Annotated in this window: 25 protein-coding genes; 11 read left to right on the forward strand and 14 right to left on the reverse strand. The window is 71.5% G+C overall.

Going from position 1 to position 24796, the window contains the following annotated elements:
* Nucleotides 1-78: 78 nt before the first annotated feature.
* Both ACQEV2_RS18360 and ACQEV2_RS18365 read right to left on the reverse strand, forming a co-directional pair.
* The gene (locus tag ACQEV2_RS18360) at nucleotides 79-1026 is read right to left on the reverse strand and encodes a TIGR03619 family F420-dependent LLM class oxidoreductase (RefSeq protein ID WP_433042191.1); all 948 of its coding nucleotides are present in this window, start codon (nucleotides 1024-1026) and stop codon (nucleotides 79-81) included.
* Nucleotides 1023-2258 carry an amidohydrolase family protein gene (locus ACQEV2_RS18365; RefSeq protein WP_433042194.1) on the reverse strand — a complete coding sequence of 412 codons (1236 nt, stop codon included), beginning with the start codon at nucleotides 2256-2258 and terminating at the stop codon, nucleotides 1023-1025. The genes ACQEV2_RS18360 and ACQEV2_RS18365 overlap by 4 nt, the downstream gene beginning before the upstream one ends.
* A gap of 240 nt (nucleotides 2259-2498) precedes the next feature.
* Between ACQEV2_RS18365 and ACQEV2_RS18370 the strand changes: the two genes are divergently transcribed.
* From ACQEV2_RS18370 to ACQEV2_RS18380, 3 genes are all read left to right on the forward strand, one after another.
* Nucleotides 2499-5447: a BTAD domain-containing putative transcriptional regulator gene (locus tag ACQEV2_RS18370; RefSeq protein WP_433042197.1), complete on the forward strand. Its 2949-nt coding sequence runs from the start codon at nucleotides 2499-2501 to the stop codon at nucleotides 5445-5447.
* Nucleotides 5448-5641: 194 nt separating this feature from the next.
* Nucleotides 5642-5809: a hypothetical protein gene (locus ACQEV2_RS18375; protein ID WP_433042200.1), complete on the forward strand. Its 168-nt coding sequence runs from the start codon at nucleotides 5642-5644 to the stop codon at nucleotides 5807-5809.
* A 518-nt stretch (nucleotides 5810-6327) separates the two neighbouring features.
* Nucleotides 6328-7047: a hypothetical protein gene (locus tag ACQEV2_RS18380; RefSeq protein WP_433042202.1), complete on the forward strand. Its 720-nt coding sequence runs from the start codon at nucleotides 6328-6330 to the stop codon at nucleotides 7045-7047.
* A 40-nt stretch (nucleotides 7048-7087) separates the two neighbouring features.
* On the opposite strand, the gene ACQEV2_RS18385 is transcribed toward ACQEV2_RS18380, so the two are convergent.
* Nucleotides 7088-8686 (reverse strand): FadD3 family acyl-CoA ligase, encoded by a 1599-nt coding sequence (locus ACQEV2_RS18385; RefSeq protein ID WP_433042204.1) that lies wholly within the window; start codon nucleotides 8684-8686, stop codon nucleotides 7088-7090.
* Between the two features lie 107 nt (nucleotides 8687-8793).
* Between ACQEV2_RS18385 and ACQEV2_RS18390 the strand changes: the two genes are divergently transcribed.
* From ACQEV2_RS18390 to ACQEV2_RS18400, 3 genes are read left to right on the forward strand one after another with little or no spacing between them, the layout of a single operon-like run.
* A complete protein-coding gene (locus ACQEV2_RS18390; RefSeq protein ID WP_433042207.1) occupies nucleotides 8794-9951 on the forward strand; it encodes a lipid-transfer protein in 1158 nt (385 codons plus the stop codon).
* A 7-nt stretch (nucleotides 9952-9958) separates the two neighbouring features.
* Complete coding sequence (locus ACQEV2_RS18395) at nucleotides 9959-10375, forward strand: Zn-ribbon domain-containing OB-fold protein (RefSeq protein ID WP_433042209.1); 417 nt, start codon at nucleotides 9959-9961, stop codon at nucleotides 10373-10375.
* Nucleotides 10372-11151: an enoyl-CoA hydratase/isomerase family protein gene (locus ACQEV2_RS18400; protein WP_433042211.1), complete on the forward strand. Its 780-nt coding sequence runs from the start codon at nucleotides 10372-10374 to the stop codon at nucleotides 11149-11151. Before ACQEV2_RS18395 ends, ACQEV2_RS18400 begins: the two co-directional genes overlap by 4 nt.
* A 1-nt stretch (nucleotide 11152) precedes the next feature.
* On the opposite strand, the gene ACQEV2_RS18405 is transcribed toward ACQEV2_RS18400, so the two are convergent.
* The 3 genes from ACQEV2_RS18405 to ACQEV2_RS18415 form a co-directional block, all read right to left on the reverse strand.
* Nucleotides 11153-11671 (reverse strand): hypothetical protein, encoded by a 519-nt coding sequence (locus tag ACQEV2_RS18405; RefSeq protein ID WP_433042213.1) that lies wholly within the window; start codon nucleotides 11669-11671, stop codon nucleotides 11153-11155.
* Between the two features lie 201 nt (nucleotides 11672-11872).
* Nucleotides 11873-14254: a PQQ-binding-like beta-propeller repeat protein gene (locus ACQEV2_RS18410; protein WP_433042215.1), complete on the reverse strand. Its 2382-nt coding sequence runs from the start codon at nucleotides 14252-14254 to the stop codon at nucleotides 11873-11875.
* Nucleotides 14255-14479: 225 nt separating this feature from the next.
* Nucleotides 14480-15217, reverse strand: a complete 738-nt coding sequence (locus ACQEV2_RS18415; RefSeq protein ID WP_433042218.1) for a VOC family protein — start codon at nucleotides 15215-15217, stop codon at nucleotides 14480-14482.
* Nucleotides 15218-15351: 134 nt separating this feature from the next.
* Here ACQEV2_RS18415 and ACQEV2_RS18420 point away from each other — a divergent pair, with 134 nt between their 5' ends.
* Nucleotides 15352-15987 (forward strand): TetR family transcriptional regulator, encoded by a 636-nt coding sequence (locus tag ACQEV2_RS18420; RefSeq protein ID WP_433054563.1) that lies wholly within the window; start codon nucleotides 15352-15354, stop codon nucleotides 15985-15987.
* A 134-nt stretch (nucleotides 15988-16121) separates the two neighbouring features.
* On the opposite strand, the gene ACQEV2_RS18425 is transcribed toward ACQEV2_RS18420, so the two are convergent.
* On the reverse strand, nucleotides 16122-16574 hold the full coding sequence (locus ACQEV2_RS18425; RefSeq protein WP_433042221.1) for an Lrp/AsnC family transcriptional regulator: 453 nt from the start codon (nucleotides 16572-16574) through the stop codon (nucleotides 16122-16124).
* A gap of 82 nt (nucleotides 16575-16656) precedes the next feature.
* Here ACQEV2_RS18425 and ACQEV2_RS18430 point away from each other — a divergent pair, with 82 nt between their 5' ends.
* Complete coding sequence (locus ACQEV2_RS18430; protein ID WP_433042224.1) at nucleotides 16657-17280, forward strand: LysE family translocator; 624 nt, start codon at nucleotides 16657-16659, stop codon at nucleotides 17278-17280.
* A 24-nt stretch (nucleotides 17281-17304) separates the two neighbouring features.
* Here the strand turns inward: ACQEV2_RS18430 and ACQEV2_RS18435 are convergent, their stop codons facing one another.
* Nucleotides 17305-17778 (reverse strand): nitroreductase family deazaflavin-dependent oxidoreductase, encoded by a 474-nt coding sequence (locus ACQEV2_RS18435; RefSeq protein ID WP_433042227.1) that lies wholly within the window; start codon nucleotides 17776-17778, stop codon nucleotides 17305-17307.
* Entirely contained in the window at nucleotides 17775-19049 is a 1275-nt protein-coding gene (locus tag ACQEV2_RS18440) for an acyl-CoA dehydrogenase family protein (RefSeq protein ID WP_433042230.1), read from the reverse strand. Before ACQEV2_RS18440 ends, ACQEV2_RS18435 begins: the two co-directional genes overlap by 4 nt.
* A 119-nt stretch (nucleotides 19050-19168) precedes the next feature.
* Here ACQEV2_RS18440 and ACQEV2_RS18445 point away from each other — a divergent pair, with 119 nt between their 5' ends.
* The 3 genes from ACQEV2_RS18445 to ACQEV2_RS18455 are packed head-to-tail and all read left to right on the forward strand — an operon-like array spanning nucleotide 19169 to nucleotide 21478.
* A complete protein-coding gene (locus ACQEV2_RS18445) occupies nucleotides 19169-20341 on the forward strand; it encodes a thiolase C-terminal domain-containing protein (protein WP_433042233.1) in 1173 nt (390 codons plus the stop codon).
* Nucleotides 20342-20373: 32 nt separating this feature from the next.
* Nucleotides 20374-20832: a pyridoxamine 5'-phosphate oxidase family protein gene (locus ACQEV2_RS18450; RefSeq protein WP_433042237.1), complete on the forward strand. Its 459-nt coding sequence runs from the start codon at nucleotides 20374-20376 to the stop codon at nucleotides 20830-20832.
* Nucleotides 20816-21478, forward strand: coding sequence for a pyridoxine/pyridoxamine 5'-phosphate oxidase (locus ACQEV2_RS18455; RefSeq protein ID WP_433042240.1), 663 nt, complete (start codon nucleotides 20816-20818; stop codon nucleotides 21476-21478). The genes ACQEV2_RS18450 and ACQEV2_RS18455 overlap by 17 nt, the downstream gene beginning before the upstream one ends.
* Before the next feature lie 13 nt (nucleotides 21479-21491).
* Here the strand turns inward: ACQEV2_RS18455 and ACQEV2_RS18460 are convergent, their stop codons facing one another.
* The 5 genes from ACQEV2_RS18460 to ACQEV2_RS18480 form a co-directional block, all read right to left on the reverse strand.
* Nucleotides 21492-22364 (reverse strand): GNAT family N-acetyltransferase, encoded by an 873-nt coding sequence (locus ACQEV2_RS18460; RefSeq protein ID WP_433042243.1) that lies wholly within the window; start codon nucleotides 22362-22364, stop codon nucleotides 21492-21494.
* Nucleotides 22365-22545: 181 nt separating this feature from the next.
* Complete coding sequence (locus tag ACQEV2_RS18465) at nucleotides 22546-23175, reverse strand: GNAT family N-acetyltransferase (protein ID WP_433042246.1); 630 nt, start codon at nucleotides 23173-23175, stop codon at nucleotides 22546-22548.
* Nucleotides 23176-23198: 23 nt separating this feature from the next.
* On the reverse strand, nucleotides 23199-23630 hold the full coding sequence (locus ACQEV2_RS18470; RefSeq protein WP_433042249.1) for a Zn-ribbon domain-containing OB-fold protein: 432 nt from the start codon (nucleotides 23628-23630) through the stop codon (nucleotides 23199-23201).
* The gene (locus ACQEV2_RS18475; RefSeq protein WP_433042252.1) at nucleotides 23630-24076 is read right to left on the reverse strand and encodes a DoxX family protein; all 447 of its coding nucleotides are present in this window, start codon (nucleotides 24074-24076) and stop codon (nucleotides 23630-23632) included. The genes ACQEV2_RS18470 and ACQEV2_RS18475 overlap by 1 nt, the downstream gene beginning before the upstream one ends.
* A gap of 162 nt (nucleotides 24077-24238) precedes the next feature.
* A complete protein-coding gene (locus ACQEV2_RS18480) occupies nucleotides 24239-24628 on the reverse strand; it encodes a hypothetical protein (protein WP_433042255.1) in 390 nt (129 codons plus the stop codon).
* Between the last annotated feature and the right edge of the window lie 168 nt (nucleotides 24629-24796).

Genomic DNA, 24796 nt, shown 5'->3' on the forward strand with positions numbered 1-24796 from the left:
AAGCCGTACATCGGTACGTCCGTACGTCCGTACATACGGCGCCCGGCGTGGACATGTTCAAGCTTTCAAGGAATGCGGTTACCGCATGCCGTCGGCCAGCAGCGGCGCGACCTCCTCCCCGAACTCCTCGATCTGCCCCACGAGTTCGTCCCGGCTCCGACTGCGGAACCGCACCTGGATCTGGTCCACCCCCATCGCCCGATAGGCGCGCAGGGACTCGGCGATCGCGTCCGGCGGCCCGCTGATCGTCCTGCGCCCGACGTCCCAGCCGGGCGACCCGACGTACAGCGGCTCGGCGATGGCACCGACGGTGAACGCCCCCTCGATGCCGGCGTCTTCTCTCAGCCCCCGTATCCGGGCGATCTGCGCGGGCAGCCGGTCCCGCGGATCCCCCTGCGGCAGCCACCCGTCCCCCTTGAGCGCCGCCCTGCGCACGGCGGCCGGCGACGACCCGCCGACCCACACGGGGACGCGCTCCTGCGCGGGCCGGGGCCGCTGTCCCAGCCCCTCGAAGTCGTAGAGCTTGCCGTGGTGTTCGGGGAACTCCTCGGCCCCGAGAGCGGCCCGCAGGGCGTCGACCGTCTCGTCCAGCACGGCCCCGCGCCGCTCGAAGTCGACGCCGAGCACCTCGAACTCCTCCCGCACATGCCCGGCCCCTACCCCGAGGACCAGCCGCCCGCCGCTGAGGTGATCGAGCGTGGCGTACTGCTTGGCGGTGAGGAGCGGATGCCGCAGCCCCACGACGGCGACGTGACTGAGCAGCCGTATCCGCTCGGTGGCCGCCGCGAGGAAGGCGAGGGTGGCGACGGGGTCGTACCAGACCGTGCTCATCGCGGACGCGAGACGGCGCGGGATGGCGACGTGGTCGCAGCTCGCCAGGTAGGCGAAGCCGGCGCGGTCGGCGGCGCGGGCGATCGCCACTAGGTCCTCGGGGCCGGCGGCGGCCTCCCAGGGCTCGGCGTAGATCGTGCTCTGGGACTGGACCGGAAGCTGGATCCCGTACTGGATCCCGCGCGACGGCCTCACCGCGGCCCGCCCCAGAGGCCGTCCGGGGTGAGCCCCAGCAGCTCGATGGCGTTGCCCCGCACGATGCGCTCGACCACGTCCGCGTCCAGGTGGCCCATCTGCGCCTCGCCGACCTCGCGGGACTTCGGCCAGGTGGAGTCGGAGTGGGGGTAGTCGGTCTCGTACAGGACGTTGTTCAGGCCGATGGCGTCCAGGTTGCGCAGCCCGAAGGCGTCGTCGAAGAAGCAGCCGTAGACGTGGTCGGCGAACAGCTCGGACGGCGGCCGATGCACCTTGTCGGCGACCCCGCCCCAGCCGCGGTTCTCCTCCCACACCACGTCGGCGCGTTCCAGGATGTACGGGATCCAGCCGATCTGGCCTTCCGCGTACATGACCTTGAGATTCGGGAAGCGTTCGAACTTGCCGCTCATCAGCCAGTCGACCATCGAGAAGCAGCAGTTGGCGAAGGTGATGGTGGAGCCGACGGCGGGCGGGGCGTCGGCGGAGGTGGAGGGCATACGGCTCGACGAACCGATGTGCATGGCGACCACCGTGCCGGTCTCGTCGCAGGCGGCGAGGAAGGGGTCCCAGTCGTCGGTGTGGACGGAGGGGAGCCCGAGGTGCGGGGGTATCTCGGAGAAGGCGACGGCACGGACGCCGCGGGCGGCGTTGCGGCGGACCTCGGCGGCCGCGAGTTCGGCGTCCCAGAGGGGGATGAGGGTGAGCGGGATGAGCCGCCCCCGGGCCGCCGGGCCGCACCACTCCTCCACCATCCAGTCGTTGTAGGCCTGGACGCAGAGCAGGCCGAGCTCGTGGTCCGCGGCCTCGGTGAAGGTCTGGCCGCAGAAGCGGGGGAAGGTCGGGAAGCAGAGGGCGGACTGGACGTGGTTGACGTCCATGTCGGCCAGGCGGGCGGGGACGTCGTACGAACCCGGGCGCATCTGCTCGTAGGTGATGACCTCGAGCTTGATCTCGTCCCGGTCGTATCCGACGGCGGTGTCGAGGCGGGTGAGGGGCCGGTGGAGATCCTCGTACACCCACCAGTCACCGATCGGCCCGTCATCGCCCGGCCGGCCCATGACGGGCTTGAACCGGCCGCCCAGGAAGGTCATTTCCTTCAGCGGGGCGCGGACGGTGCGGGGGCCGATGTCGAGGTACTTCTTCGGCAGGCGGTCCTGCCACACGGTGGGCGGTTCCACCGTGTGGTCGTCGACGGAGATGATCAGGGGAAACGTCGTCTCGGTGTCGTCCATGGCGTTCACGGTAGCGCTGATCTGACGGACCGTCAGCTATGTGTGCGGCGCAGTACGGCGGTGCGCTGCGAGGGCGGGCTGATCGGTTCTGGTCGGTCGTGTACGGAGATCTTGTGGGGACCTTGTGGAATCCCGCACGCCCGGGTGTGCCCTGCCTGTGATCGGTGTCTCGCCCGGCTGACGCATCCGCCATGAACAAGGCAAACTGACGTAGTTGTTGAGGATGCCTAGGGGGACCCGATGGACGGTGCACCGCGTGTGCCCGAGCAGCGGCGTTCCGGCTCCCAGGAGCCGGCGATGCTGCGCTTCAGCGTGCTCGGCCCGGTACGCGCCTGGCGCGACGACGAGCAGCTCCCCACCGGCTCCCCCCAGCAACGTGCCCTGCTCGCGGCCCTGCTGCTGCGCGAGGGCCGTACGGCGACCGCGGCGGAGCTGATCGACGCCCTGTGGGGCGAGGAGCCGCCGTCACAGGCGCTGGCGGCGGTACGGACGTACGCCTCCCGGCTGCGGAAGGTGCTGGACCCCGGGGTCCTGGTGAGCGAGTCGGGCGGCTACGCGGTGCGGGGCCTGGCCGAGGGCGCGCTGGACCTGGGCGTGGCCCAGGAACTGGCGACTCAGGCGGAGAAGGCACGGGGCGCCGGGGACCTGTGCCAGGCGCGGGAGCTGCTGGGGCGGGCGCTGGCCCTGTGGGACGGCGAGGTGCTGGCCGGGGTGCCCGGGCCCTACGCCGAGGCTCAGCGGGTCCGCCTGGAGGAGTGGCGGCTGCAACTCCTGGAATCCCGCCTCGACATGGACCTGGAGCAGGGCTGCCACGCGGAGGCGGTGTCGGAGCTGACGGCACTCACCGCGGCGCACCCCCTGCGCGAACGCCTGCGCGAACTGCTCATGCTGGCGCTCTACCGCAGCGGCCGTCAGGCGGAGGCGCTGGCGGTGTACGCGGACACGCGCCGCCTGCTCGCCGACGAACTGGGCGTGGACCCACGCCCGGGCCTCAAGGAGCTCCAGCAGCGGATCCTGCAGGCGGACCCCGGCCTCGCGGAGCCCTCGGCGCCGGTGACCGAACCGGCCGTGACCCCGGTGCGCCCGGCCCAGCTCCCGGCCACCGTCCCCGACTTCACGGGCCGTTCCGCCTTCGTCTCCGAGCTCAGCGAGGTCCTCGCCTCGGCCGAGGGCCGGGTGATGGCGGTGTCGGCGCTGGCGGGCATCGGGGGCGTCGGCAAGACGACGCTGGCGGTGCACGTGGCACACCAGGCGCGTTCGGCTTTCCCCGACGGCCAGTTGTACGTGGACCTGCAGGGCGCGGGCCCGCGGGCGGCGGAACCGGAAACAGTCCTGGGCTCCTTCCTGCGGGCCCTGGGCACGGCGGACTCGGCGATCCCGGACTCGCTGGAGGAGCGGGCGGCGCTGTACCGCTCGGTCCTGGACGGCCGCCGGGTCCTGGTCCTGCTGGACAACGCGAAGGACGCCGCCCAGGTACGGCCGCTGCTGCCGGGCACGGAGGGCTGCGCGGCCCTGGTGACGTCCCGGGTCCGCATGGTGGACCTGGCGGGTGCCCATCTGGTCGACCTGGACGTGATGTCGCCGGACGAGGCGCTGCAGCTCTTCACGAAGATCGTGGGCGAGGAACGGGTGGCCTCCGAACGGGAGGCCGCGCTGGACGTGGTCGCGGCCTGCGGTTTCCTGCCGCTGGCGATCCGCATCGCGGCGTCACGGCTGGCGGCACGCCGCACCTGGACGGTCTCTGTGCTGGCGGCCAAGCTCGCGGACGAACGCCGCCGACTGGACGAGCTCCAGGCCGGCGACCTCGCGGTGAAGGCAACCTTCGAGCTCGGCTACGGCGCCCTGGAGCCCACCCAGGCCCGCGCCTTCCGGCTCCTGGGACTGGCCGACGGACCGGACATCTCGCTGGCGGCGGCAGCGGCGGTCCTGGATCTGCCGGTGGACGAGACGGAAGACCTGCTGGAGTCCCTCGTCGACACGTCACTGCTGGAGTCGGCGGCGCCCGGGCGGTACCGGTACCACGATCTGGTGCGGCTCTACGCGCGTGCCTGTGCGGAACGGGACGAGTGGCCGCCGAGTGAGCGGGATGCGGCGATGTCGCGGTTGCTGGACTTTTATCTGGCGACGGCGGCGGCGGTTTATGCGATCGAGCGTCCCGGCGACCGGCTGGTGGATCATCTGGAGCACGGGGAGTTCCCGGGTCTGCGCTTCGGCAGTCGCCATGAGGCTCAGGACTGGCTGTACTCCGAGGCAAACTGCCTGCTGGCCTGCGCGAGTCAGTCCGTGCGGAGCGGCGAGCTACGACGGGCCGTCGACCTTCTCTGGGCGGCGAAGGACCTGGCCGAGTCCGGCGCCGCCTCCCGAGACTACGAGTCAGCGGCAACGGCCGCTCGCGATGCCGCTCGGGCAGCGGGCGACGTCCAGGCCGAAGGGCGAGCTCGGACGACCTTGACCGACGCTCACCTGGCGGCCGGGCGATTCGCCCAGGCCGACGAGGAAGTGAGCCAAGCCGCGGCCCTGGCACAGAGGATCAACGATCCGGCCCTCAACAGCTGGGTGCCGAATCATCGCGGTGTCATCGCGGTCTATGGCGGCCGGCATGCCGAAGGGGCCGCCCATCTGCAGGAAGCTCTCACCAACTTCCGGTCGGACGGCAACCTGGCCGGTGAGGCCAACGCGCTGTGCAACCTCTCCCGTTCGCACCTCGCCATGGGACACACGAGCAGCGCGATCGAGCTCGCGCGGGAGGGCGTCAGCGTCTACGACCGCCTGGGCCACACCCTTCGCGGCGCCAACGGTCGCTACGCTCTGGGGCTGGCGCTTGCCCAGGCCGGGGAACTCACGCGTGCGGTCGAGCAGTTGACCGAGGCTCTTGAGGTGTTCCGGGACAGCCGCCAGCGTCTCTGGGAGGGAATGGCGATCTTCCGGATCGCCGAAATACTGCTCAACGAGCGAAAGCCGGCCCAGGCCGCCGCTCTCGCGGAACAGTCACTCGCCGTCCTCCGCGGCATCGGCGGGGACTGGCGGCGAGGGAACGTGCTCACCGTCCTCGGACGTGCCCTGTACGACATCGGGCAGCTCGACCGTGCGCAGGCCTGTTGGCGTGAGGCCCTGTCCATCTACGAGGACCTGGGCTCCCCGGAGGCCGTAGAGGTGCGGAGTCTGCTCATTCCGGTGGCCGCCGCGTAGTCGGCCGCGACCCGCGTTCATCGTTCGTTTATCGCCTCACGGCACTCTGAATGCCGTCGATCCGTCGCGTCGGGGGGCAGACGGATCATCATTGCGGCCCACCGTTAAGGTGAACGGCCCTGACCAGCCCGTCCGGCGGCCCTCGGGGGAGTCGCCGGGCGGGCCTCGTGTCCCAGTCACAGGAGTTGAACAGCATGGCCGAAGAGAAGAAGACCGACGGCACCGTCAAGCCGCTCGACACCCACATCACCGACGCCGACGCAGGCACGGTCAACCCGCTCGACACCCACATCACCGACGCCAAGGCCGACGACGGCACGGTGAAGCCGCTCGACACGCACATCACGAGCGAAGAGGCCTGACAGACCAGCACCCCACGGGGATCGGCCGCGGCGGCGCGGAGGGGGAGCCGTCGCGGCCGAGGTGTGTTCGGGGGCGGCCCCCACCGCAACGCCGCTGCGTCCAGCAGGGCCGGCCCCGGCCCGGACTCCCAGTAACCCCAATCGGCCACTTTGGGCCAACCCCCGCTCCTGGATCCGGCGCATCTGCCCACCCCAGGTGGCCCAAACCGGCCAATGACCGCTTCTCCCCGATGACACGTCTCCCCAGGGAGGTGGGGTTATCCACAGGGCACGTGGGCTTCTTGGAAGTCTGCGATCTTGACGGGGTGGTGCGGAAGGCGTTGCGAGAACTGGCGGAGGACGGCGTCCTCCTCACCTCGCGAGCCCTCGCCGCCGGGTGGCCCGCGCGGAGCCTCACCCGAGCCCTCCGGTCCGAGAACTGGACCCAGATTCAGAACGGCACGTGGATCCAGCCGGGACGGAATCCAGACCTCCGCACACGGCTCCGAGCAGCGCAGCTTCTGCGGCCGAGGTTGGTCGTGAGTCACCGTTCAGCGGCCGCCCTCTGGCGGATCGAGACGCTCACCCCCGCTGCCGAAGGGCCCCTTGAATTCATCGACCCTTTCCTCACCCTCCGCCGAGGAGGCAGAGGCGTACGTGTACATCGCCTTCCCCTCAGCACCGGGGATACGGCGGAGCGACAAGGCCTACGAGTCACCGGGGCGGTACGCACGGTCGCCGACCTTCTCCGGGGCGGGCCCAGGGACGAGGCGGTCGTCGCCGTCGAGTCGGCGCTCACCTACCGCAGGGTCGGAGGCGTACGGCGCGCGCCGCTCACCGACCGCGACACGATCGCTGCCGGACTCGAAGCCCCGCACCAGGGGGCGGCGAGAGCCCGCCGCTGGCTGCGGCTGTGCGATCCACGCGCCGGATCACCGGTCGAGACCATCGCCCGCCTGCGCATGCACGATGCCGGGCTCCATCCCGAGACTCAGGCCGAACTCGTCACCCCGAACGGCCGCCGGGTCGTCCTGGACTTCCTCTTCCGGGCCGAGGGGCTGGCGGTCGAGATCGAGGGCTACGCCTACCACGGCACCCGTGACTCCCACCGACGGGACATCGCCCGGTTCAATCAAGTCCTGCAGTGCCCGGAAGTCCGAAGCCTCCTCCGCTTCTCCGCCGAGGACGTCTTCCACCGCCCTGCGTGGATGCTTCAGGAAATCCGCGCCGCCCTGACCGCTGCACTTCGTCCCGGCTGACGGTCCTGGAACTCCCCGGTCCATCCCCCTCCGGCGGCGATCACCGACCCTCCCGCAACTCCCCCTTCACCACCTTGCCGCCGGCGTTCCGGGGCAGTTCCCGTACGAACTCCACCACCCGCGGCACCTTGTAGTTCGCCATCTCCCGCCGAGCCCACGCGATCAGGTCGTCCCCGGTCAGCGTCGCCCCCGGCCGCCGCACCACGAACGCCTTCCCGACCTCCCCCAGCCGCGCATCGGGTACGCCGATCACCGCCACGTCCGCCACATCCGGATGCAACCCCAGCACCTGCTCGATCTCCGCCGGGTACGCGTTGAAGCCGCCGACGATGAACATGTCCTTGATGCGGTCGGTGATGCGCAAGTAGCCCCCTTCGTCCAACACCCCCACGTCCCCCGTCCGCAGCCACCCACCCTCCGTCAGCACCTCGGCCGTCGCCGCCTCGTCCTCGTAGTAGCCCCGCATGACGTTGAAGCCGCGGACCAGGACCTCGCCGGGTTCGCCGACCGGTGCCTCGACCCGCACCTCCGTGCCCGGTATCGCCCGCCCGGACGTCGATGCGATCACCGACGGGTCGTCGCCGCGTCGGCACATCGTCACGATGCCGCTGGCCTCGGAGAGGCCGTACGCCGTCAGGACCGTCTCCACGCCCAGTTCCCCGCGCAGGCGTTCCACGAGTCGCAAGGGCACGACCGCCGCGCCCGTCACCACCAGTCTCAGTGCCGAGAGGTCGTACGCGTCCCGAGCCGGGTGGTCGAGCAGCGACTGGTGGAGGGTCGGTGGGCCCGGCAGTACCGACACGCGTTCCGCCGCGATGTTCGCCAGGGCCGTGTCGATGTTGAACACCGGCTGGGGGATCATCGTCGCGCCCCGCATCAGGCAGGCGATCACCCCGGCCTTGTAGCCGAAGGTGTGGAAGAAGGGGTTCACGATGAGGTAGCGGTCGCCCTGCCGCAGGCCGGCCAGATCGCTCCACACCTCATACGCCCGCAGCGTCTGCGCGTGGGTGATCACCGCGCCCTTCGGGCGGCCCGTCGTCCCGGACGTGAAGACGATGTCCGAGGGGCAGGAACCGGACACGGCTTCCGACCTCGCCCGCACCTCCGCCTCACCCACGCCGTCCCCGCTCGCCAGGAAGTCCTTCCAGGTGCGGAAGTCCGCGGGGGCGTCGTCCGACAGCACCACCACCTGCTGAAGCTCCGGCAGCCCCGGGCCCTCAGCAACCGCCCGCCGCAGCGACGCCACGTACGACGTTCCCAGGAACGTGCCCGTCACGAACAGCAGCCGCGTCCCGCTGCGGCGCAGCACGTCCGCCGCCTCCCCGCCCTTGAAGCGGGTGTTCAGCGGCACCAGCACCGCCCCCGCCGACACCGCGCCCAGCGCCGCCACGATCCAGTCGAGCGTGTTCGGGGCCCAGATGGCGACCCGGTCGCCCGGCGCGATGCCGTTCGCGATGCAGGCCGCGGCCGAGCGCTCGATGCGGGCGCCCAGTTCGGCGTACGAGATCCTGGTGCGGCCCTCCACCACCGCCTCGGCGTCCGCGTACCGCTCGGCCGCGCCGCGGACGAGTTCCGGAATGCTGCCCCACTCCAAGTCACCGCGCACAACAGCCTCCCGACGGAACCCAGCGACTCCCATTAGCTGACTGACCGTCAGATTAGCTGTAGCCTGACGACCTGTCAGCAGCCGCTTCACCATGCGGAATCGCAGGGAATCGCAGGGAATCATGCGGAGGTGCGCGCAGCATGACCACAGGCATCGGCCTCAAGGACGCGACCGCGATCGTCGGCATCGGACAGACCCGCTTCGCCAAACGGCTCGACGAGGACGAGAAGACCCTCGCCTGCCGTGCCGTCCTCGCCGCCCTCGACGACGCCGGGATCGCCCCGGGTGAGGTCGACGCCCTCGCCAGCTACACCATGGAGGAGACGGACGAGGTGGAGCTGGCGAAAGCCGTCGGGTTCGGGGACCTCAGCTTCTTCAGCAAGGTGGGGTACGGGGGTGGCGGGTCGTGTGCCACCGTCGCGCATCTCGCCGCCGCCATCGCCGCCGGGCAGGCGACGGTCGGTGTCGCCTGGCGGTCACGGAAGCGGGGCAGCGGTCCCCGGCCCTGGCGGAACACCACCGCCCCACTGCCCACTCCCGCCCAGTGGACCCGGCCGTACGGTCTGCTGCGGCCGGTCGACGAGATCGCCATGCTCGCGCGCCGTTACATGCACGAGTACGGCGCGACGCGGGATCATCTGTTCAACGTCGCCCTCGCGTGCCGGAACAGGGCCAATCAGAACCCCGCCGCGATCATGTACGACCGTCCCCTCACCCGCGAGATGTACATGACCTCCCGGTGGATCAGCGAGCCCCTCTGCCTCTTCGACAACTGCCTGGAGACGGACGGGGCGTTGGCGTGCGTGCTCGTCAGCCGGGAGCGTGCCCGCGACTGCCGGCACACCCCCGTCTACGTCCACTCCGCCGCCCAGGGCCTGCCCGCCCAGCACCACGGCATGGTCAACTACTGGAACGACGACCCGCTCACCGGACCTGCCTGGACCGCCGCCCGGCATCTGTGGAAGCACGCCGACTTCACTCCACAGGATGTGGACGTCGCCCAGATCTACGACGCGTTCACGGCTCTCATACCGCTGTCGCTGGAGGGATACGGCTTCTGCGGGAGGGGCGAGGGCGGCGCGTTCACCGAGCAGGGCGCCCTGGAGATCGGCGGGCGGCTGCCCCTGAACACCGGGGGCGGCGGACTCAGCGAGGCCTACGTCCACGGCTTCAATCTCATCAACGAGGGCGTCAAACAGCTCCGCGGCACCAGCACCGCCCAGGTCCCGGGCGCCGCCACCTGTCTCGTCACCGCCGGCGAAGGCGTCCCCACCTCCGCGCTGCTCCTGAGGAGTTGATCGAAGGATGCTCTCCCCCGTCACCGACCCCGACGGCGCCCCCTTCTGGCAGTACGCCGCCCAGGGCGAACTCCGCGTCCAGACCTGCGCCGACTGCGGTGAGCCACGGTTCCCGCCCCGCCCGTGCTGCCCGCACTGCCAGTCCTTCGCGAGCGAGTGGCGCCAGGTCTCCGGGCACGGGCGCGTCTGGTCCTACGTCGTCCCCCATCCGCCCCTCCTGCCCGACTACGCGGAGCAGGCGCCGTACAACGTCATCGTCGTCGAACTCGCCGACGCACCCCGCATCCGCCTCGTCGGCAACCTCGTCACCGGCCCGGACGCGCCCCTCGACTCCCTCTCCCCCGACCGGATCCGCATCGGCGCCAAGGTCCAGGCCGTCTTCAGCGGCAGCGGCCTCCCGCAGTGGGTCCTGGAGCGCCCATGAGTCGCGCCGGCCTCTCCGTCACGGCCGACAAGGACACCGGCGTCGCCGTCGTCACCCTCGACCGGCCCGACCGCCTCAACGCCATCGACCTCGACCTCCGGGATCAACTGGTCGCCGCCTGGCGCGAGTTGCGCTTCGACGACACCGTACGGGCCGTCGTCCTCACCGGTGCAGGAGAGCGGGCGTTCTGCACGGGGCTGGACCGGGACGCCGTCGTCCCGCAGCCCAACTCGCCGTACATGACGGACGATCCGCTCCTGCACGTCGGCCCCAAGGCCAACGACCTGTGGAAACCGGTCGTCGCCGCCGTACGGGGCATGGCCTGCGGCGGCGCCTTCTACCTCCTCGGCGAGGCGGACTTCGTCGTCGCCGACCCGACCGCCACCTTCTTCGACCCGCACACCACCTACGGCATGGTCAGCGCCTACGAGTCGATGCTCATGGCGCTGCGCATGCCGTACGGGGAGGCCGCGCGGATGGCGCTCATGGGGAGCGCGGAGCGGCTGTCGGCGCGGCGGGCCCATGAGATCGGGCTGGTGTCGGAAGTCACCGAACCAGGTGGGGCGTTGGCGGCCGCGGTCGACTGTGCCGCCGTCATCGCCGGGTATCCGGCGGAGGGCGTCCAGGGGACGGTACGGGCGCTGTGGGCGGCCAAGGAGGCCGCCCTCGCCCAGGCGTTCGCACAGGCGCCGCACCTGATCGCGCTCGGGAACCTGCCGGGCGAACGGCAGGCGGAACTGTTCCGGGCCCGGCGCCGCGACCACCGAGTGCGGTGAGTTACTGCGCGGTCCGCGTCACGTCGTCCAGCGTGCAGGTGACGCCGCTCGTGTTCGCGCCGGTCTCCGGGACGTACACGGCGGCCACGTCCAGGGTCTCCGTGGCGCCGGGCGAGACGTACGGGATGGTGGAGGCGCTGGTGCGTACGGGTGCGCCGTCGGGGTCCTTGAAGGCCACGCCGAACTCGTAGGTGTACGTCGTGATGCTGCTGGTGTTGGTGGCCTCGACGCGGGCGACGATGCCCCGGCTCGGGTCGTACAGGCAGCTGGTGATCTTCACGTCCTCGGTGGGCGAGGCGGTCGCCGTCGCGTCGGTGCCGCCCGAGCCGCCGGTCGAGGACGAGTAGTCGTCGTCATCGTCGTAGTGGGTGCTGCCGCCCGAGTAGCCGCCCGAACTGCTCGACGAGCTGCTGGAGTTGGAGCTGTCGTCACAGCCCCCACCGTGCGAGCGCCGGGCTCCGGTCAGGGCGACCACCACGCAGACGGACACGGCCACAGCGCGGACATGGCGAAGCTTCACGTGTTCGACCCCCGAAAAAAATGTGGTGCAACCCCGTTGTACTGAACGTGAGCACGTCACGTTAGCAGCGGTCGCATGGCGGCAATCGCTTACCCGGCGTAGCGTCTCGTGTAAGAGCGGTGAAGATGGCCGCTCCCCACGGGACGGCCGCCGTCCGGACCCCTTCCGTGCGCCGGCACGACGGCCGTCACAAGCCCCCGCCTAGGCGTTGCGCGCCGTCCCCGTGCCCTTCTCCGCGTCCAGCGCGTACACGCACCGGTCCTTGCTGCACGCGTACACGACCCCGTCCTTCACCACCGGGGAGCCGGTGATCTCGCCGCCGGTCGCGAGCTTCCAGCGCAGGCGGCCGTCGTCGGCCTTCAGGGTGTACAACAGGTGATCCGTCGAACCGAAGTGGATCCGGCCCTCCGCCACCGCAGGCGCCCCCACGATGTCGCCGCCCGCCTGGAAACGCCACTTCGGCGTCCCGGTGACCGCGTCCAGGGTGTACAGCCCCTTGCCGCTGCCCACGTGAACATGACCGGCAGCCACCAGAACCGGCTCGATCGAGGAACGGGACTCCGTGGCGATGCGCCAGCGGTCACGGCCGTCGGTTGCGTCCAGGGCGTAGACGGTGCCGAGGTAGTCGGCGAGGTACACACCGCCGCCCGTCACCGACGGACCCGGTACGAAGGCCGGCGGGCACAGGAAGACCGCCGGGGCCTCGAAGTGCCAGCGGACGTGACCGCTCGCCACGTCCAGCGCGAGGACGCGCGTCCCGGCCGAGACGTACACGAACCCGTCCGGCGCCTGCGCCACCCGCACCGGCACCCCGCCGCAGGAGGCCGCGTCGCCGATGGGGTACGACCAGCGCTCGTCACCGGTGCGGGCGTCCAGGGCGCGCAGCCGGGCGTCCTGCCAGACGTACACCGTGCCTTCGTGGAGCACCGGGCCCGCCTCGGGCGACTCGAAGTCGGTCTGCGCCCCGGTGATCTCCCACAGCTTCTGCCCGTTCGAGGCCTCCCAGGCCTGGACGCCACCGCCGCGGGTGCCGGTGACGACCGTCCCCCGCTCGGCCTTGAGGGAGTACACCCAGGCGTCCGTCTGCAGACGCCAGAGGTCGGCGCCCTCCCTGCTCTCCAGGGCGAACAGGGTCGGCCCGTCGGAGGCGTGGATACGGCCGTCCGCGACCGCCATGGACCAGGCCACGTCCCGCGTCTTGAAGCGGCGCCGGCCCGTGGCCACGTCCAGGGCGTGCACCTCGAAGGAGGTGACGTAGACGAGGTCGTCGGCGACGGAGGGGGTGCCCCAGACGTCGTTCGACATGCGGAAACGCCAGGGGCGCCAGCCGGCCGCCGTCTCCGGGGGCGCGGGCGGCGCGGCCGGTACGGCGGGGCCCACGGCGGGATCCGTGCCGTTGACGCCGGGGCGGGGCTTGGACCAGGAGGCGACCAGGCCGGCCTCCGGGGCGGGCGCCTGCAGGGCGGAGGCGCGGGCGTCGGCGACGCGGGGGCCGGGGCCGATGGGCACCGCGGCGCCGGCCAGGCGGACGGGGCCGGTGTCGGGGGCGCCGACCGGGACGGGCGCGGGCTGCGGGGCCGGGACCACGGGGTCCTGCGGGGGCGGGGGCGGGACGGGCGCGGGAGCCGGGGCCGGGGCGATGCGGCCGCCGCTGCGGCCGGAGGACGACGAGGGCTTCGCCGCCGGGCGGCCGCCGCGCCGCGCCTCGATCAGGCTCACCGCACGCTCGGGCAGCCACGCCGACGCCGTACCGCTGTCGTCGGAGCCGGAGCCGAAGAGGTGCGGGGCCAGCTGGGCCTGGAGGTCGGCGGGGTTCGGGCGGGCCGTCGGGTCCATCTGCATACAGGACTCGATGAGCGGGCGTAGCTCATCCGGGAGGCCTTCGAGGTCCGGGCCCTCACGCAGCAGCATGAAGACCGTCTCGACCGGGTTGGCGCCGTGGAAGGGCGGGTGTCCGGTGGCGGCGAACACCAGCATCGAGCCGAGCGAGAAGACGTCGCTGGCGCCGGTGACGCTGCGGGAGTCCTTCGCCTGCTCCGGGGACATGTAGGCGGGAGTGCCGACGGCGACATTGGTCATGGTCAGCCGCGTGTTCGAGACGCCGGAGGCGATGCCGAAGTCGATCACCCGGGGGCCGTCCTCGACGACGAGGACGTTGGAGGGCTTGAGGTCGCGGTGGACGAGCCCCGCGCCGTGGATGGACTGGAGGGCCTCCGCCACCCCCGCCGCCAGCCAGCGCACCGCCTGGGCCGGGAGCGGCCCGCACTCGTTCACTATCTCCTCGAGGGAGGGCGCGGGGACGTACGCGGTGGCCAGCCACGGCACGGCGGCGCGCGGGTCGGCGTCGACGACGGCCGCCGTGTAGAAACCGGAGACCGCGCGGGCCGCCTCCACCTCACGTGTGAAGCGGACGCGGAACAGCTGGTCCTCGGCGAGCTCGGTCCGGACCGTCTTGATCGCCACGCGTCGGCCCGAAGCCGAGCGCGCGAGATAGACCAGCCCCATGCCGCCGGCGCCCAGCCGTCCGAGTACCTCGAACGGCCCGATCCTGCGCGGATCGTGCTGCGTCAGCTGATCCACCACTCTGCCTGCCACCTCCCCGTACGGGCCCCGTCACTCACATATGTACGCGACCCCGTGCAGCGTCTCACCACCGCACCGCCTTGGCGGCACGCACCCCGATTCTTCCTGTCCGAGGGCGTGGTTGCGAACCCGAGGGCGGAACGGGGTGTCTTGGGACAAAACCACACTCCGGCGCCCGCGGAAAGCGCCGGCTCGCATAGTGGGACGCCGGAGGTAAGAGTGCGGTCAGCGTTCCAGGACCGCGAAGGACGCCCCCTGATTGTCGGTGACGACGGCGACCGTCCCGTACGACGTTTCGAAGGGCGGCACCTGCACCCGCCCGCCGAGCTGGTTCACCGTGCCGAGTACGGCCTCGCACTCCGCCACCCGGAAGTGGACGAGGAAGTGGGGCGGCATGACCGCCGGAAAGCGCTCCGCGACGGCCGCACGCCCGAAGTCCGGCTTCGCGTCCGGCCCGAACAGGGCGTCGTGGAAGAGGCCGCCGTAGAAGGCGTTGGCGACCTCGGTGTCCCGGGCGTACAGCTCGGCCCAGCCGAAGGTGCCGACCTCGTGCCGGCGCCCGAAGCCTCGGTGCTCGCCGGCCTGCCAGAGCCCGAAGACGGCGCCCTCGGGGTCGGTGACCAGCGCGACCGTCCCGAGGCCTTCCCCGACGTCCACGGGCGCGGTGACGACTTGTCCCCCGGCCTCCCGGATCCGCCGGACCAGCGCCTGGGCGTCCGGGGTGGCGAAGAACACCGTCCACACGGTGGGCATCCGCCCGTCCGTCTTGCGGGAGAGCGAGGCGACGGGCTCGCCGTCCAGCCGAGCCAGCACGGTGGTGTCGAAAGCCTCCTCGAAATCCCACCCGAAGAGCTCACCGTAGAAGCGCTTGCCCGCCTCCACGTCGGGAAGCTGTGCGTCCACCCAGCACGGGACGCCCTCTCCGTATCCCGTTCCGTCTGCGGATGCCCTGTTTTCGGCCATGCCGCCAAAGTAACGGCCTCCTGCGCAACCCGCAGACCAGGCACACCAGCCTCGCGGTCCCCGTGCACCCCATTTGCAGTCGGCCGAATCGCGCCCCGATCACGCCTCGGTAAGCTGACGGCATGACAGGACAAGTGCGTACCGTCGACGGCCGCGTGGCCGGCCGGCGTGGGCAGGCGACCCGGCAGAAGCTGCTCGACTGCCTCAGCGAGATGCTCAGCTCCTCCCCCTACCGGGACGTCAAAGTCATCGATGTCGCCCGGAAAGCGGGCACTTCACCCGCGACCTTCTACCAGTACTTCCCGGACGTCGAGGGCGCCGTCCTGGAGATCGCCGAGCAAATGGCCACCGAGGGCGCGGGGTTGACCCAGCTCGTGGAGGGCCGCAGCTGGGTCGGCAAGGCCGGCTGGCAGACCGCGCAGGAACTCGTGGACGGATTCCTGGAGTTCTGGCGCAAGAACGACGCGATCCTCAGGGTCGTCGACCTCGGCGCCTCCGAGGGCGACAAGCGCTTCTACAAGATCCGTATGAAGATCCTGAACTCCGTCAACAACTCCCTTGCGGACGCGGTTGCCCAGCTGCAGTCCAAGGGCAAGGTCGACAAGGACGTCAACCCGGCCGCGGTCGCGGGTTCACTCGTCGCGATGCTCGCGGCGGTGGCCTCGCACCAGAAGGGTTTCCAGACATGGGGCGTCAAGCAGGCTGAACTCAAGCCGAACCTGGCGCTGTTGGTGCACCTGGGCGTGACGGGCAAGAAGCCGACGAAGTAGCGCCCGGCGGCCGGTGCCCCCTTTTTTCCCGACCTCCAAGTCCTGTCTCGCAGGCGGTGGTTCACACGAGTGGACCACCGCCTGCTGCGCGTGCCGACGCCTTGTGCTACGCCCCTTGTGTTACGCCCCTTGTGTTACGCCGGTAGCGGCCGGTCCTTCACCACGTGCTTCATCACCAGCGTCGACGTCAGCCGCTGCACCCCCGGCAGCGTGGCCAACCGCTCGTCGTACAGCCGCTGGAAGGCCGCGAGGTCGGCCGTCGCCACCCGCAGCAGATAGTCCGGCTCCCCGAAGAGCCGCTCGGCCTCCAGTACGTGGGGGATGTCGGCCAGCGCCCGCTCGAACTCGGCGACCGTGTCCCGGTCCTCCTGCCGCATGGAGACGAAGACCAGCGCCTCGAAGGTCAGCCCGACGGCGGCCGGGTCCACGACGGCCCGGTACCCGCTGATGGCACCGGCCCGCTCCAGTTCCCGCAGCCGCCGGTGGCACGGCGAGACGCTGAGCCGCACCCGCGCGGCCAGCTCGGTCACGGTCAGCCGTCCGTCCTGCTGAAGCTCGGCAAGAATCTGTCTGTCCACGTCGTCCATGGGACAGATCTTCCCCCACAAAGGCCGATCATGGGCAAACTTCGACAACACTTTCGGGCCATTTCCGCCTAATGTCGCCACCATGGACTCCGGGCTGCTCATTTCCTTCCTCGCCATCGACCTGCTGCTCGTCTGCGTACCGGGCGCCGACTGGGCGTACGCCATCTCCGCCGGGCTGCGCGACCGCTCGCCGGTGACAGCGGTGGCGGGCCTGGTCACGGGGTACGCGCTGCACACGGTCCTGGCCGTCGCCGGCCTGGCGGTGCTGGTGGCGGGCAAGCCCGGGCTGCTCACCGCGCTGACGGCCGCCGGAGCCGCGTACCTGGTGTGGCTGGGGTGGGGAGTGCTGCGCCGGCCGGGCACGCCGGGGGCGGCCGAGGAGACCGTGGCCGCGAGCCCGGCCCGCGCCTTTCTGCGCGGTGCCACGATCAGCGGGCTCAACCCCAAGGGCCTGCTGCTCTACCTCTCCGTGCTGCCGCAGTTCCTGGTGACGAAGGGCGACCATCTGCCGGTCCCCGCCCAGACCGCCGTACTCGGACTGCTCCACATGGCGTGCTGCGCCGCCGTCTATCTGACGGTGGGCCTCGCGGCCCGCGCGGTCCTCGGCGCCCGCCCGGCGGCGGCGCGTGCGGTCGCGCGCACGTCGGGAGCGGCGATGCTGGGCATCGGCGCGTTCCTGCTCGTACAGCGCCTGGCCACGCTGTGACCGGCGGAGCTGTGACCGGCTGAGCTACGACCTGCGGACGATCCTGAAGAGCCGGATCTCCCGCTCCACCCGCGCCTGATAGGTGGCATACGGCGGCCAGAACGCCAGCACCGCCTTCCATACGGCCGCCCGCTCCTCCCCCTCCAGCAGCCGGGCCGTGACGGGGATGTCCCGGCCCTTCCAGCTGACCTCGGCGTCCGGGTGGGCCAGCAGGTTCGCGGTCCAGGCGGGGTGGCCGGTGCGGCCGAAGTTGGAGCCGATGAGGATCCAGCTGCGGCCGTTCTCCTCGGGCATGCAGGCGAGCGGCGTACGACGGGGCAGGCCGCTGCGGGCACCGGTCGACGTCAGGATCACACCGGGCAGCATCTGCGCGCTGAGCAGTACCTTTCCGCGCGTGAGGCGGTGCACGGCACGGTCGAGCGCGGGGATGACGTGAGGCGCGACTTTGGCGAAGCCCCGCGTCGAGGACACCTTCTGCACCACGCGTGCGCCGATCACACCGCCACCTCCTGGGCGTCGAAGAGCCGCGCGGTGTCGGCAGCGTGCGCCCGCAGCCGGTGCACCGGCCCGAACAGCAGCTCGTCACCGGCGGCCCGCTTGAAGTACAGGTGAGCCTCGTGCTCCCAGGTGAAACCGATGCCGCCGTGGAGCTGGATGCCTTCGGCGGAGGCGGTGCGGAGCGCTTCCAGCGACTGGGCGAGGGCTAGGCGCGCCTCTGGGAGTGCCGCGACTTGCCGTCGTGCGTCTGCGGGTTCGTTGTGGCTGGTCGCGCCCCGCGGCGGAGCCGCATATTGATACAGCCCCGCGCCCCTTAGGGACGTTGTCGCCCAGGCCGCGTAATACGCCGCCGATCTTGCCGCCTGCACCGCCACGTAGACGTCCGCCAGCCGGTGCTTCACCGCCTGGAAAGACCCGATCGGACGGCCGAACTGCTCCCGCTGCCTGACGTACTCCACGGTCGCCTCCAATGCCCGGTCGGCCGCCCCTACAGCCTCGCAGGCGAGGACGGCGGCGACCGTGTTCCCCGCATCGGCGAGGGCACCCAGCACATCCGCGCCCTCCTCGCCCAGCAACTCCGCGTCCACATCCCGCAGTTGCACGCGCCCCCGCGGCCGCGTCGCATCCAGCGCCGTCTGCCGTACCCGCACGACCCCCGCCGCATCCCCCGCCACCAGGAACAGCAGCGTCCGCGACCGGGCGAACCCCCCGGCGTGCGCGGCGACCACCAGGACTCCCGCGCTGTGGCCGTCCAGCACCTGGTCGACCTGCCCGTACAGCCGCCAGCCGCCCTCCGCCCGCCGCGCCTGCACGCCCCCGGCGCGCCCGCCGCCGGCCCAGTCACCGCCACCGGGGCCGGTGAGGGCGAGGGCGGTGGCGAGGGCGGTGCCGGGGACGGCGAGGGCGGCGGTAAGCGTGCCGGAGGCGAGGCGGGGCAGCAGTGCGGCGCGCTGGGTCTCGGTGCCGAGGGCGGCGATCAGCGGTGCGGCGAGGACGGCGGTGACGAGGAGCGGTGAGGGGGCCAGGGCCCGCCCCACCTCCTCGCACGCGAGGGCGAGTTCGGTCGCCGAGCAGCCGACACCGCCGTATGCCTCGGGGAGGGCCAGCCCAGGCAGGCCGAGCTGTTCGGCGAGGGCGGTCCACAGGGCGGGGTCGTGTCCGGCGGGGGTCTCGAGGGCGGCGCGCAGTTCGCGGGGGCCGCAGCGGCTGCGGAGCAGCTCGCGGAGGGTGCGGCGGATCTCGTCCTGCTCGGGGGTGAAGCTGGCGTCCATGTGCTCTTCCCTCCGGCTCTTCCCTCCAGATCTGACGGACCGTCATATTAGGAGGGCCGCAACGAGATGCACAGAGCTTGGATGTCAGAGGTTGGACGCACAGGGGTTGGAGGCCTCTCATGACTCCCGGGAGCCGGAAAGTCGCCGTGGTCGGCGTGGCCCTCTCCGACTGCGGTCGGGTGGACGACGCGACCCCGTACGCCCTGCACGCCCAGGCGGCCCGCCGCGCCCTGGCCGACGCGGGGCTGGGCCGGGAGGTGGTGGACGGCTTCGCGTCCGCCGGGCTCGGCACCCTCGCCCCCGTCGAGGTGGCCGAGTACCTGGGCCTGCGCCCCACCTGGGTCGACTCCACCTCCGTCGGCGGCTCCACCTGGGAGGTCATGGCGGCCCACGCGGCGGACGCGATAGCCAGGGGGCACGCGAACGCCGTACTCCTCGTGTACGGCTCGACGGCCCGCGCGGACGTCAAGGCGGGGCGACGGACGGGGAACCTGTCCTTCGGCTCGCGGGGGCCGTTGCAGTTCGAGGTCCCTTACGGCCACACGCTCATCGCCAAGTACGCCATGGCCGCCCGCCGCCACATGATCGAACACGGCATCACCGTCGAGCAGTTGGCGCAGGTGGCGGTCCAGGCGAGGGCGAACGCGGCGCTGAACCCGGAGGCGATGTTCCGTGACCCGATCACCGTGGACGACGTCCTGTCCGGCCCGATGATCGCCGACCCCTTCACGAAACTGCACTGCTGCATCCGCTCCGACGGCGGGGCGGCGGTGCTGCTGGCCGCCGAGGAGTTCGTACGGGACTGCCGTACGGCACCCGTGTGGGTGCTCGGCACCGGGGAGCACGTCTCGCACGCCGCGATGTCCGAGTGGCCCGACTTCACGACGGGCCCGGCGGCGGTGAGCGGGCGGCTCGCCTTCGAGCGGGCCGGGGTGCGGCCGGAGGAGATCGACTTCGCGGAGATCTACGACGCCTTCACCTACATGACGCTGGTGACCCTGGAGGACCTCGGCTTCTGCGGGAAGGGCGAGGGCGGGGCGTTCGTGGAGAAGGGGCGGCTGCTGGTGCGGGGCGGGGAGCTGCCGGTCAACACGGACGGGGGCGGGCTGTCCGCCCAACACCCCGGGATGCGGGGGCTGTTCCTGATCGTGGAGGCCGTACGACAGCTGCGGGGCGAGGGCGGGGAGCGCCAAGTGCGGTGCCGTGGCGGGAAGTTGCCGCGGTTGGGGGTGGCTTCGGCGACCGGGGGATGGTTCTGCTCGTCGGGGACGTTGGTACTGGGCAGGGATTGACACTGTCGAGAGCACATCGGGAGGAAACAGGCATGGCCCTGACCCGCGAAGAGCGTGAACAGTTCCTGTCCGAGCCCCATATCGCCGCGCTGGCGGTCGACGCGGGCGCGGGGCGGGCTCCGCTGACCGTGCCCATCTGGTACCAGTACGAGCCCGGCGGCGACGTATGGATCCTGACCGGGCCGGACTCCCGCAAGAACCAGCTGATCCAGGCGGCGGGCCGGTTCTCCCTGATGGTCGACCGGCTCGAACCCACCGTCCGGTACGTGTCGGTGGAGGGACCGGTCGTCGAGACGGCCCCCGGCACCGTCGAGCAGCTCCGGGACATGTCGGCTCGCTACTTGCCTGCCGAGGTGGTCGACTCCTATGTGGAGTTCTCCCAGAAGAACCACGGCGAGAGTGTGGTCATCCGTATGAGGCCCGAGCGCTGGGTGTCGTCCGATCTGGGTTCCGTGTCCGACTACGCTCCGGAGCATGCCGGATCTTCATGAGTTGCTGAGGTCGCTGCGGGTGTGGGACTCGGAGGTCACCGAGTTGCCGGACTTCGACCCGGCCACCGCACCCGCCGACCCGCTCGCCCTCTTCACGGCCTGGTTCGCGGAGACGGTCGCGGCAGGGCAGGTGGAACCGCACACCATGTCCCTCGCCACGGCCGACGAGGAGGGCCGGCCGGACGTACGGACGGTGATGCTGCACGGCGCCGATCCGTCCGGCTGGTCCTTCGCGACGCATGTGGGCAGCCGCAAGGGACGCCAGCTCACCGCCCGCCCGTACGCGGCCCTCGGCTTCTACTGGCCGGCGCAGGGCCGTCAGGTGCGGGTGAGGGGGCCCGTGACGGCGGCCCCGTCCACCGAGTCCCAGGCCGACCTGCACGCCCGCTCGACCGGCGCCCTGGCCGCCGCGCTGACCGGCCGCCAGAGCGAAGTCCTGTCCTCGCTGGAGGAGTTGCGGCGGGAGTCACAGGCTGCCTGGGACCGTGCCCAGCGCGACCCGGACGCCCCCGTCCCTTCCTGGACCCTCTACCGCCTGCGCCCCGACGAGGTGGAGTTCTTCCAGGGCGACGCCGCGCGACGGCACGTACGGCTCGTGTACCGCCGTACGGAGGAGGGGTGGGCCAAGGAGCTGCTCTGGCCCTGACAGCCTGAGTCCGCTAGAAACCCCGAGCCCCCCGGAAGTCGTACGCCGTGAAGTCGGCCACCGCCCGATATCCGATGCGCTGGTAGAGGCTGTTGCTCGTCGGGTTGGCCAGGTCGGTGAAGAGCAGCACCTCGCGGACGCCGGAGGTGAGCGCGGCCCGGCTGACCGCTGCCGTGACCGCGCCCGCGTAGCCGCGTCCGCGCAGGTGGGCGGGGGTGTAGACCGGGGCGATCCGGATCTGGCCGGCGACCACGGGGGTCACGCCGGCCATGGAGACGGGGGTGCCGTCCTCGCTCTCCCAGAAGGTGACGCCTCCGTAGGCGATCCGCGAGTCGGCCCAGCCGGCGGCGTTGCGGGCGGCGTCATCACCGACGGCCTCGACGAACTCGTGGTACCAGCGCACCAGTTGCTCTCGGTCCGCCTTGCCGGCGGGTCGGGCCCGGCCCGCCGGGAGGGGCTGCGGAACGGTCAGGTTGCCGAGCCGGTACAGGCGTTGACGCTGGCTGACGACGCCCCGGCCGCCCGCGCGCCGACGCCAGGCGGCGACGAAGGCCTCGGCGGTCTCTCGGGCCGCGAGGACACCGGGGACCGAGTGGTCGAGGGCGACCAGGTGGGCGGCGAGCGCGTCGGCCTCGTCGGGGGTGAGGGGGGTGACGTTCAGCCGGTGGGGCGGAGTGCGGAAGTAGGCGGCTCGCACCTGCCCGCCCAGCTCCAGCACACCGAAGACGGGCGCCTCGTCGCCGTAAGCGCGCAGCCCGCTCGTGCGCAGCGTCTCGGTCACCGTCAGGGCGACGGTGTGCAGGTCGGGCCGTGAGCGCAGGAAGCCTCCGGCGTGGGTGAGGAAGCCGGTGAGGTCCTGGGTGCAGTACCAGTCGTCCGCGCGCATACCTCATGATCCCGCGCCCGCGCGGAGGTTGTGCACCGTTTTCCGCCGTGGACACGAAGCCGATACAAGACCCCGCTCCCGGGCGGGGGTTGCGGGCGCCGGGTTCACGGCCCTGCGGCCGCCAATGGCCCTACACGGCCCTACACGGCCCTGCATCGCCCTACATGGCCCCCACGTGGCCCTATAGATCGGCGTCCGGTTCCGGGTCCGTCGCCAGCCGGGCGTGCAGATGCATGTCCCGGTACGCGTCGTGCCGCCCCGCCTCCCACATCGCGCCCCGCAGGGTCCCCTCGTACCGGAAACCGCACCGCTCGGCGATGCGGCAGGAGGAGTCGTGGCCTACGGCGTGGTCGAGTTCGAGGCGGTGCAGGCCCAGGCCGCCGCCCGGCTCGGTGAGGGCCCAGCGGGCGGCGAGCGCGAGCGCTCGGGTGGCTACGCGGCGGCCGCGGGCCTCGGGGAGGACCCAGTAGCCGACGCGCCCGTACCTCATGACCGAGTTGATGACATTGACGCCGATGTGACCGAGGAGCGCGCCGCTCGCCGCGTCGGTGACGCAGTAGGCCGCCGCTGTGCCCTCCGCCGAGTTCCGCACCGCGTCCCGCAGCGAGTCCCGGGCGCTGTCGAGGTCCGTCGTGATCTTCAGCGGGGTGTTCCAGCGCCGGAACTCCGGGTCGGTACGCCCCCGGAACCAGGCGTCGACGTCGGCCTCGGAGTCCGCGTCCCAGGGGCGCAGGCGCAGACCGTGGCCGTGCAGGTCGGGGTGGGGGTGGGCGGGGGGTCGTATGTCCGCTTGAGGGTCGGCGTGAGTCATGCCGCCATTGAAACGCGCCTCGGTCACCTCGCAGGGCGGAACACCGGCACCCCGGCACGGAAGGCGACCTCCAGGTCCATCCCGGCCCGCAGCCGCCCGGCGTCCGTGCACTCCACGACCTCGGTCATCATCCGCGGCCCCTCGGCGAGGTCCACGACCGCGACGACGTACGGCGTCCGCGTCCCGAAGGGCGGCAGGTCGTTGCGGTGGACGACGGACCAGGTGTAGAGGGTGGCGCGGCCGCTCACGGGCTGCCAGGTCACGTCCTCGCTCCAGCAGTGGGGGCAGAACTCGCGGGGGTAGTGGTGGGCGCGTCCGCAGGTCCGGCACTGCCGGACGAGCAGCGTCCCTTCGGCCGCCGCGTCCCAGTAGGTGCGCGTGAAGGCGTCGGTCTCCGGGACGTCGAAGCGCGGACCGTCGGGACTCCGGCCGTCGCCGTGTCGCGCGCCGCCCATCAGAACAGCCCCAGCGCGCTGTCCACGGACCAGGACTGCCAGGACATCCCGAACAGCGCGACCAGCGAGATCAGCGCCATCATCGAGTTCTGCCCCTGCTCGGCCCAGTCGTGGATCATCAGCGCGAAGTAGAGGACGTTGAGCAGCAGCCCGCCGACAAGGGCGATCGGGGTCAGGAACCCCAGGACGAGGCCGAGTCCGAGGGCGAGTTCCGCGTACAGGACGACGTACGCCATGGCCCGGGGCCGCGGCGTGACGACGACCTCGAAGCCGGACCGTACGGCGTTCCAGCGGTGCTTGGCCGCCACGTCCGCCGCCCAGGCGATCCCGGCCCCCTCGAACCAGCTCTTCTTGTCCTTGTGCCGCCAGCTCTCCAGCCACCACAGCCCGAGGCCTATACGGAGCACGGCCAGCCATTCCGCACCTGTGAGCCAGATCGCGTCCATGGATCTGACGGTACGTCAGATACGAGCGGCCTGACAATCGCCTGTGCATCCCTGATGAGTCCGACAGATTGTCGGCGATTCGGTCGGCACGTCACGACACACGTCACGGCGCACGTCAGCAGCCAGGGTTCGACGTCGTGCCATGTCCGGAGGCGGTGTCGTTCAGCCCGGCCGTTTCACGGAGCCGACCACGGCGGAGACGCCGGCGGTCACCACGAGGCTCCCCACCATGACCATCCCCACGCCGACCATGAACAGGCCGCTGGCGTCGTCCGACCAGTCGTAATAGGCCGCGACGGTCAGCCCGATCGTGGTGCCGAGCACCGCGCCTGGGCCGTAGCGCCGGGATGCCGCCCAGATCACCGGTATCAAGAGGGTCAGCACCAGCCCGATCACCTGCCACGCCTCGTACGGGCCGGTCGTCGAGCCGTCGGGATGCACATCCCGCTGCTGGTCCCAGCCCAGCCAGGCGGCCCACCCCGCCAGCGCCAGTCCGGCCGGCACGAGGATCGGCAACAGCTGGGGAACACGATTCCGTAGTCCTTGACTCATGCCCCAAGCGTTCGCCTCCCGCCCCCTCTCCGCCCAGAGCGCAAGTACTCAGCTCCACCCGAGTACATGAGCCGGGCTCGGGGCTCGGCGCACACGCCCGGCACACCTCCACCCCACCCCCACAACCAGGAGACCTACGCCACAGAGCCCGCTCACTCCTCCTACAGC

The organism is Streptomyces sp. CA-251387 (assembly GCF_050936625.1).
Taxonomy (GTDB): domain Bacteria; phylum Actinomycetota; class Actinomycetes; order Streptomycetales; family Streptomycetaceae; genus Streptomyces.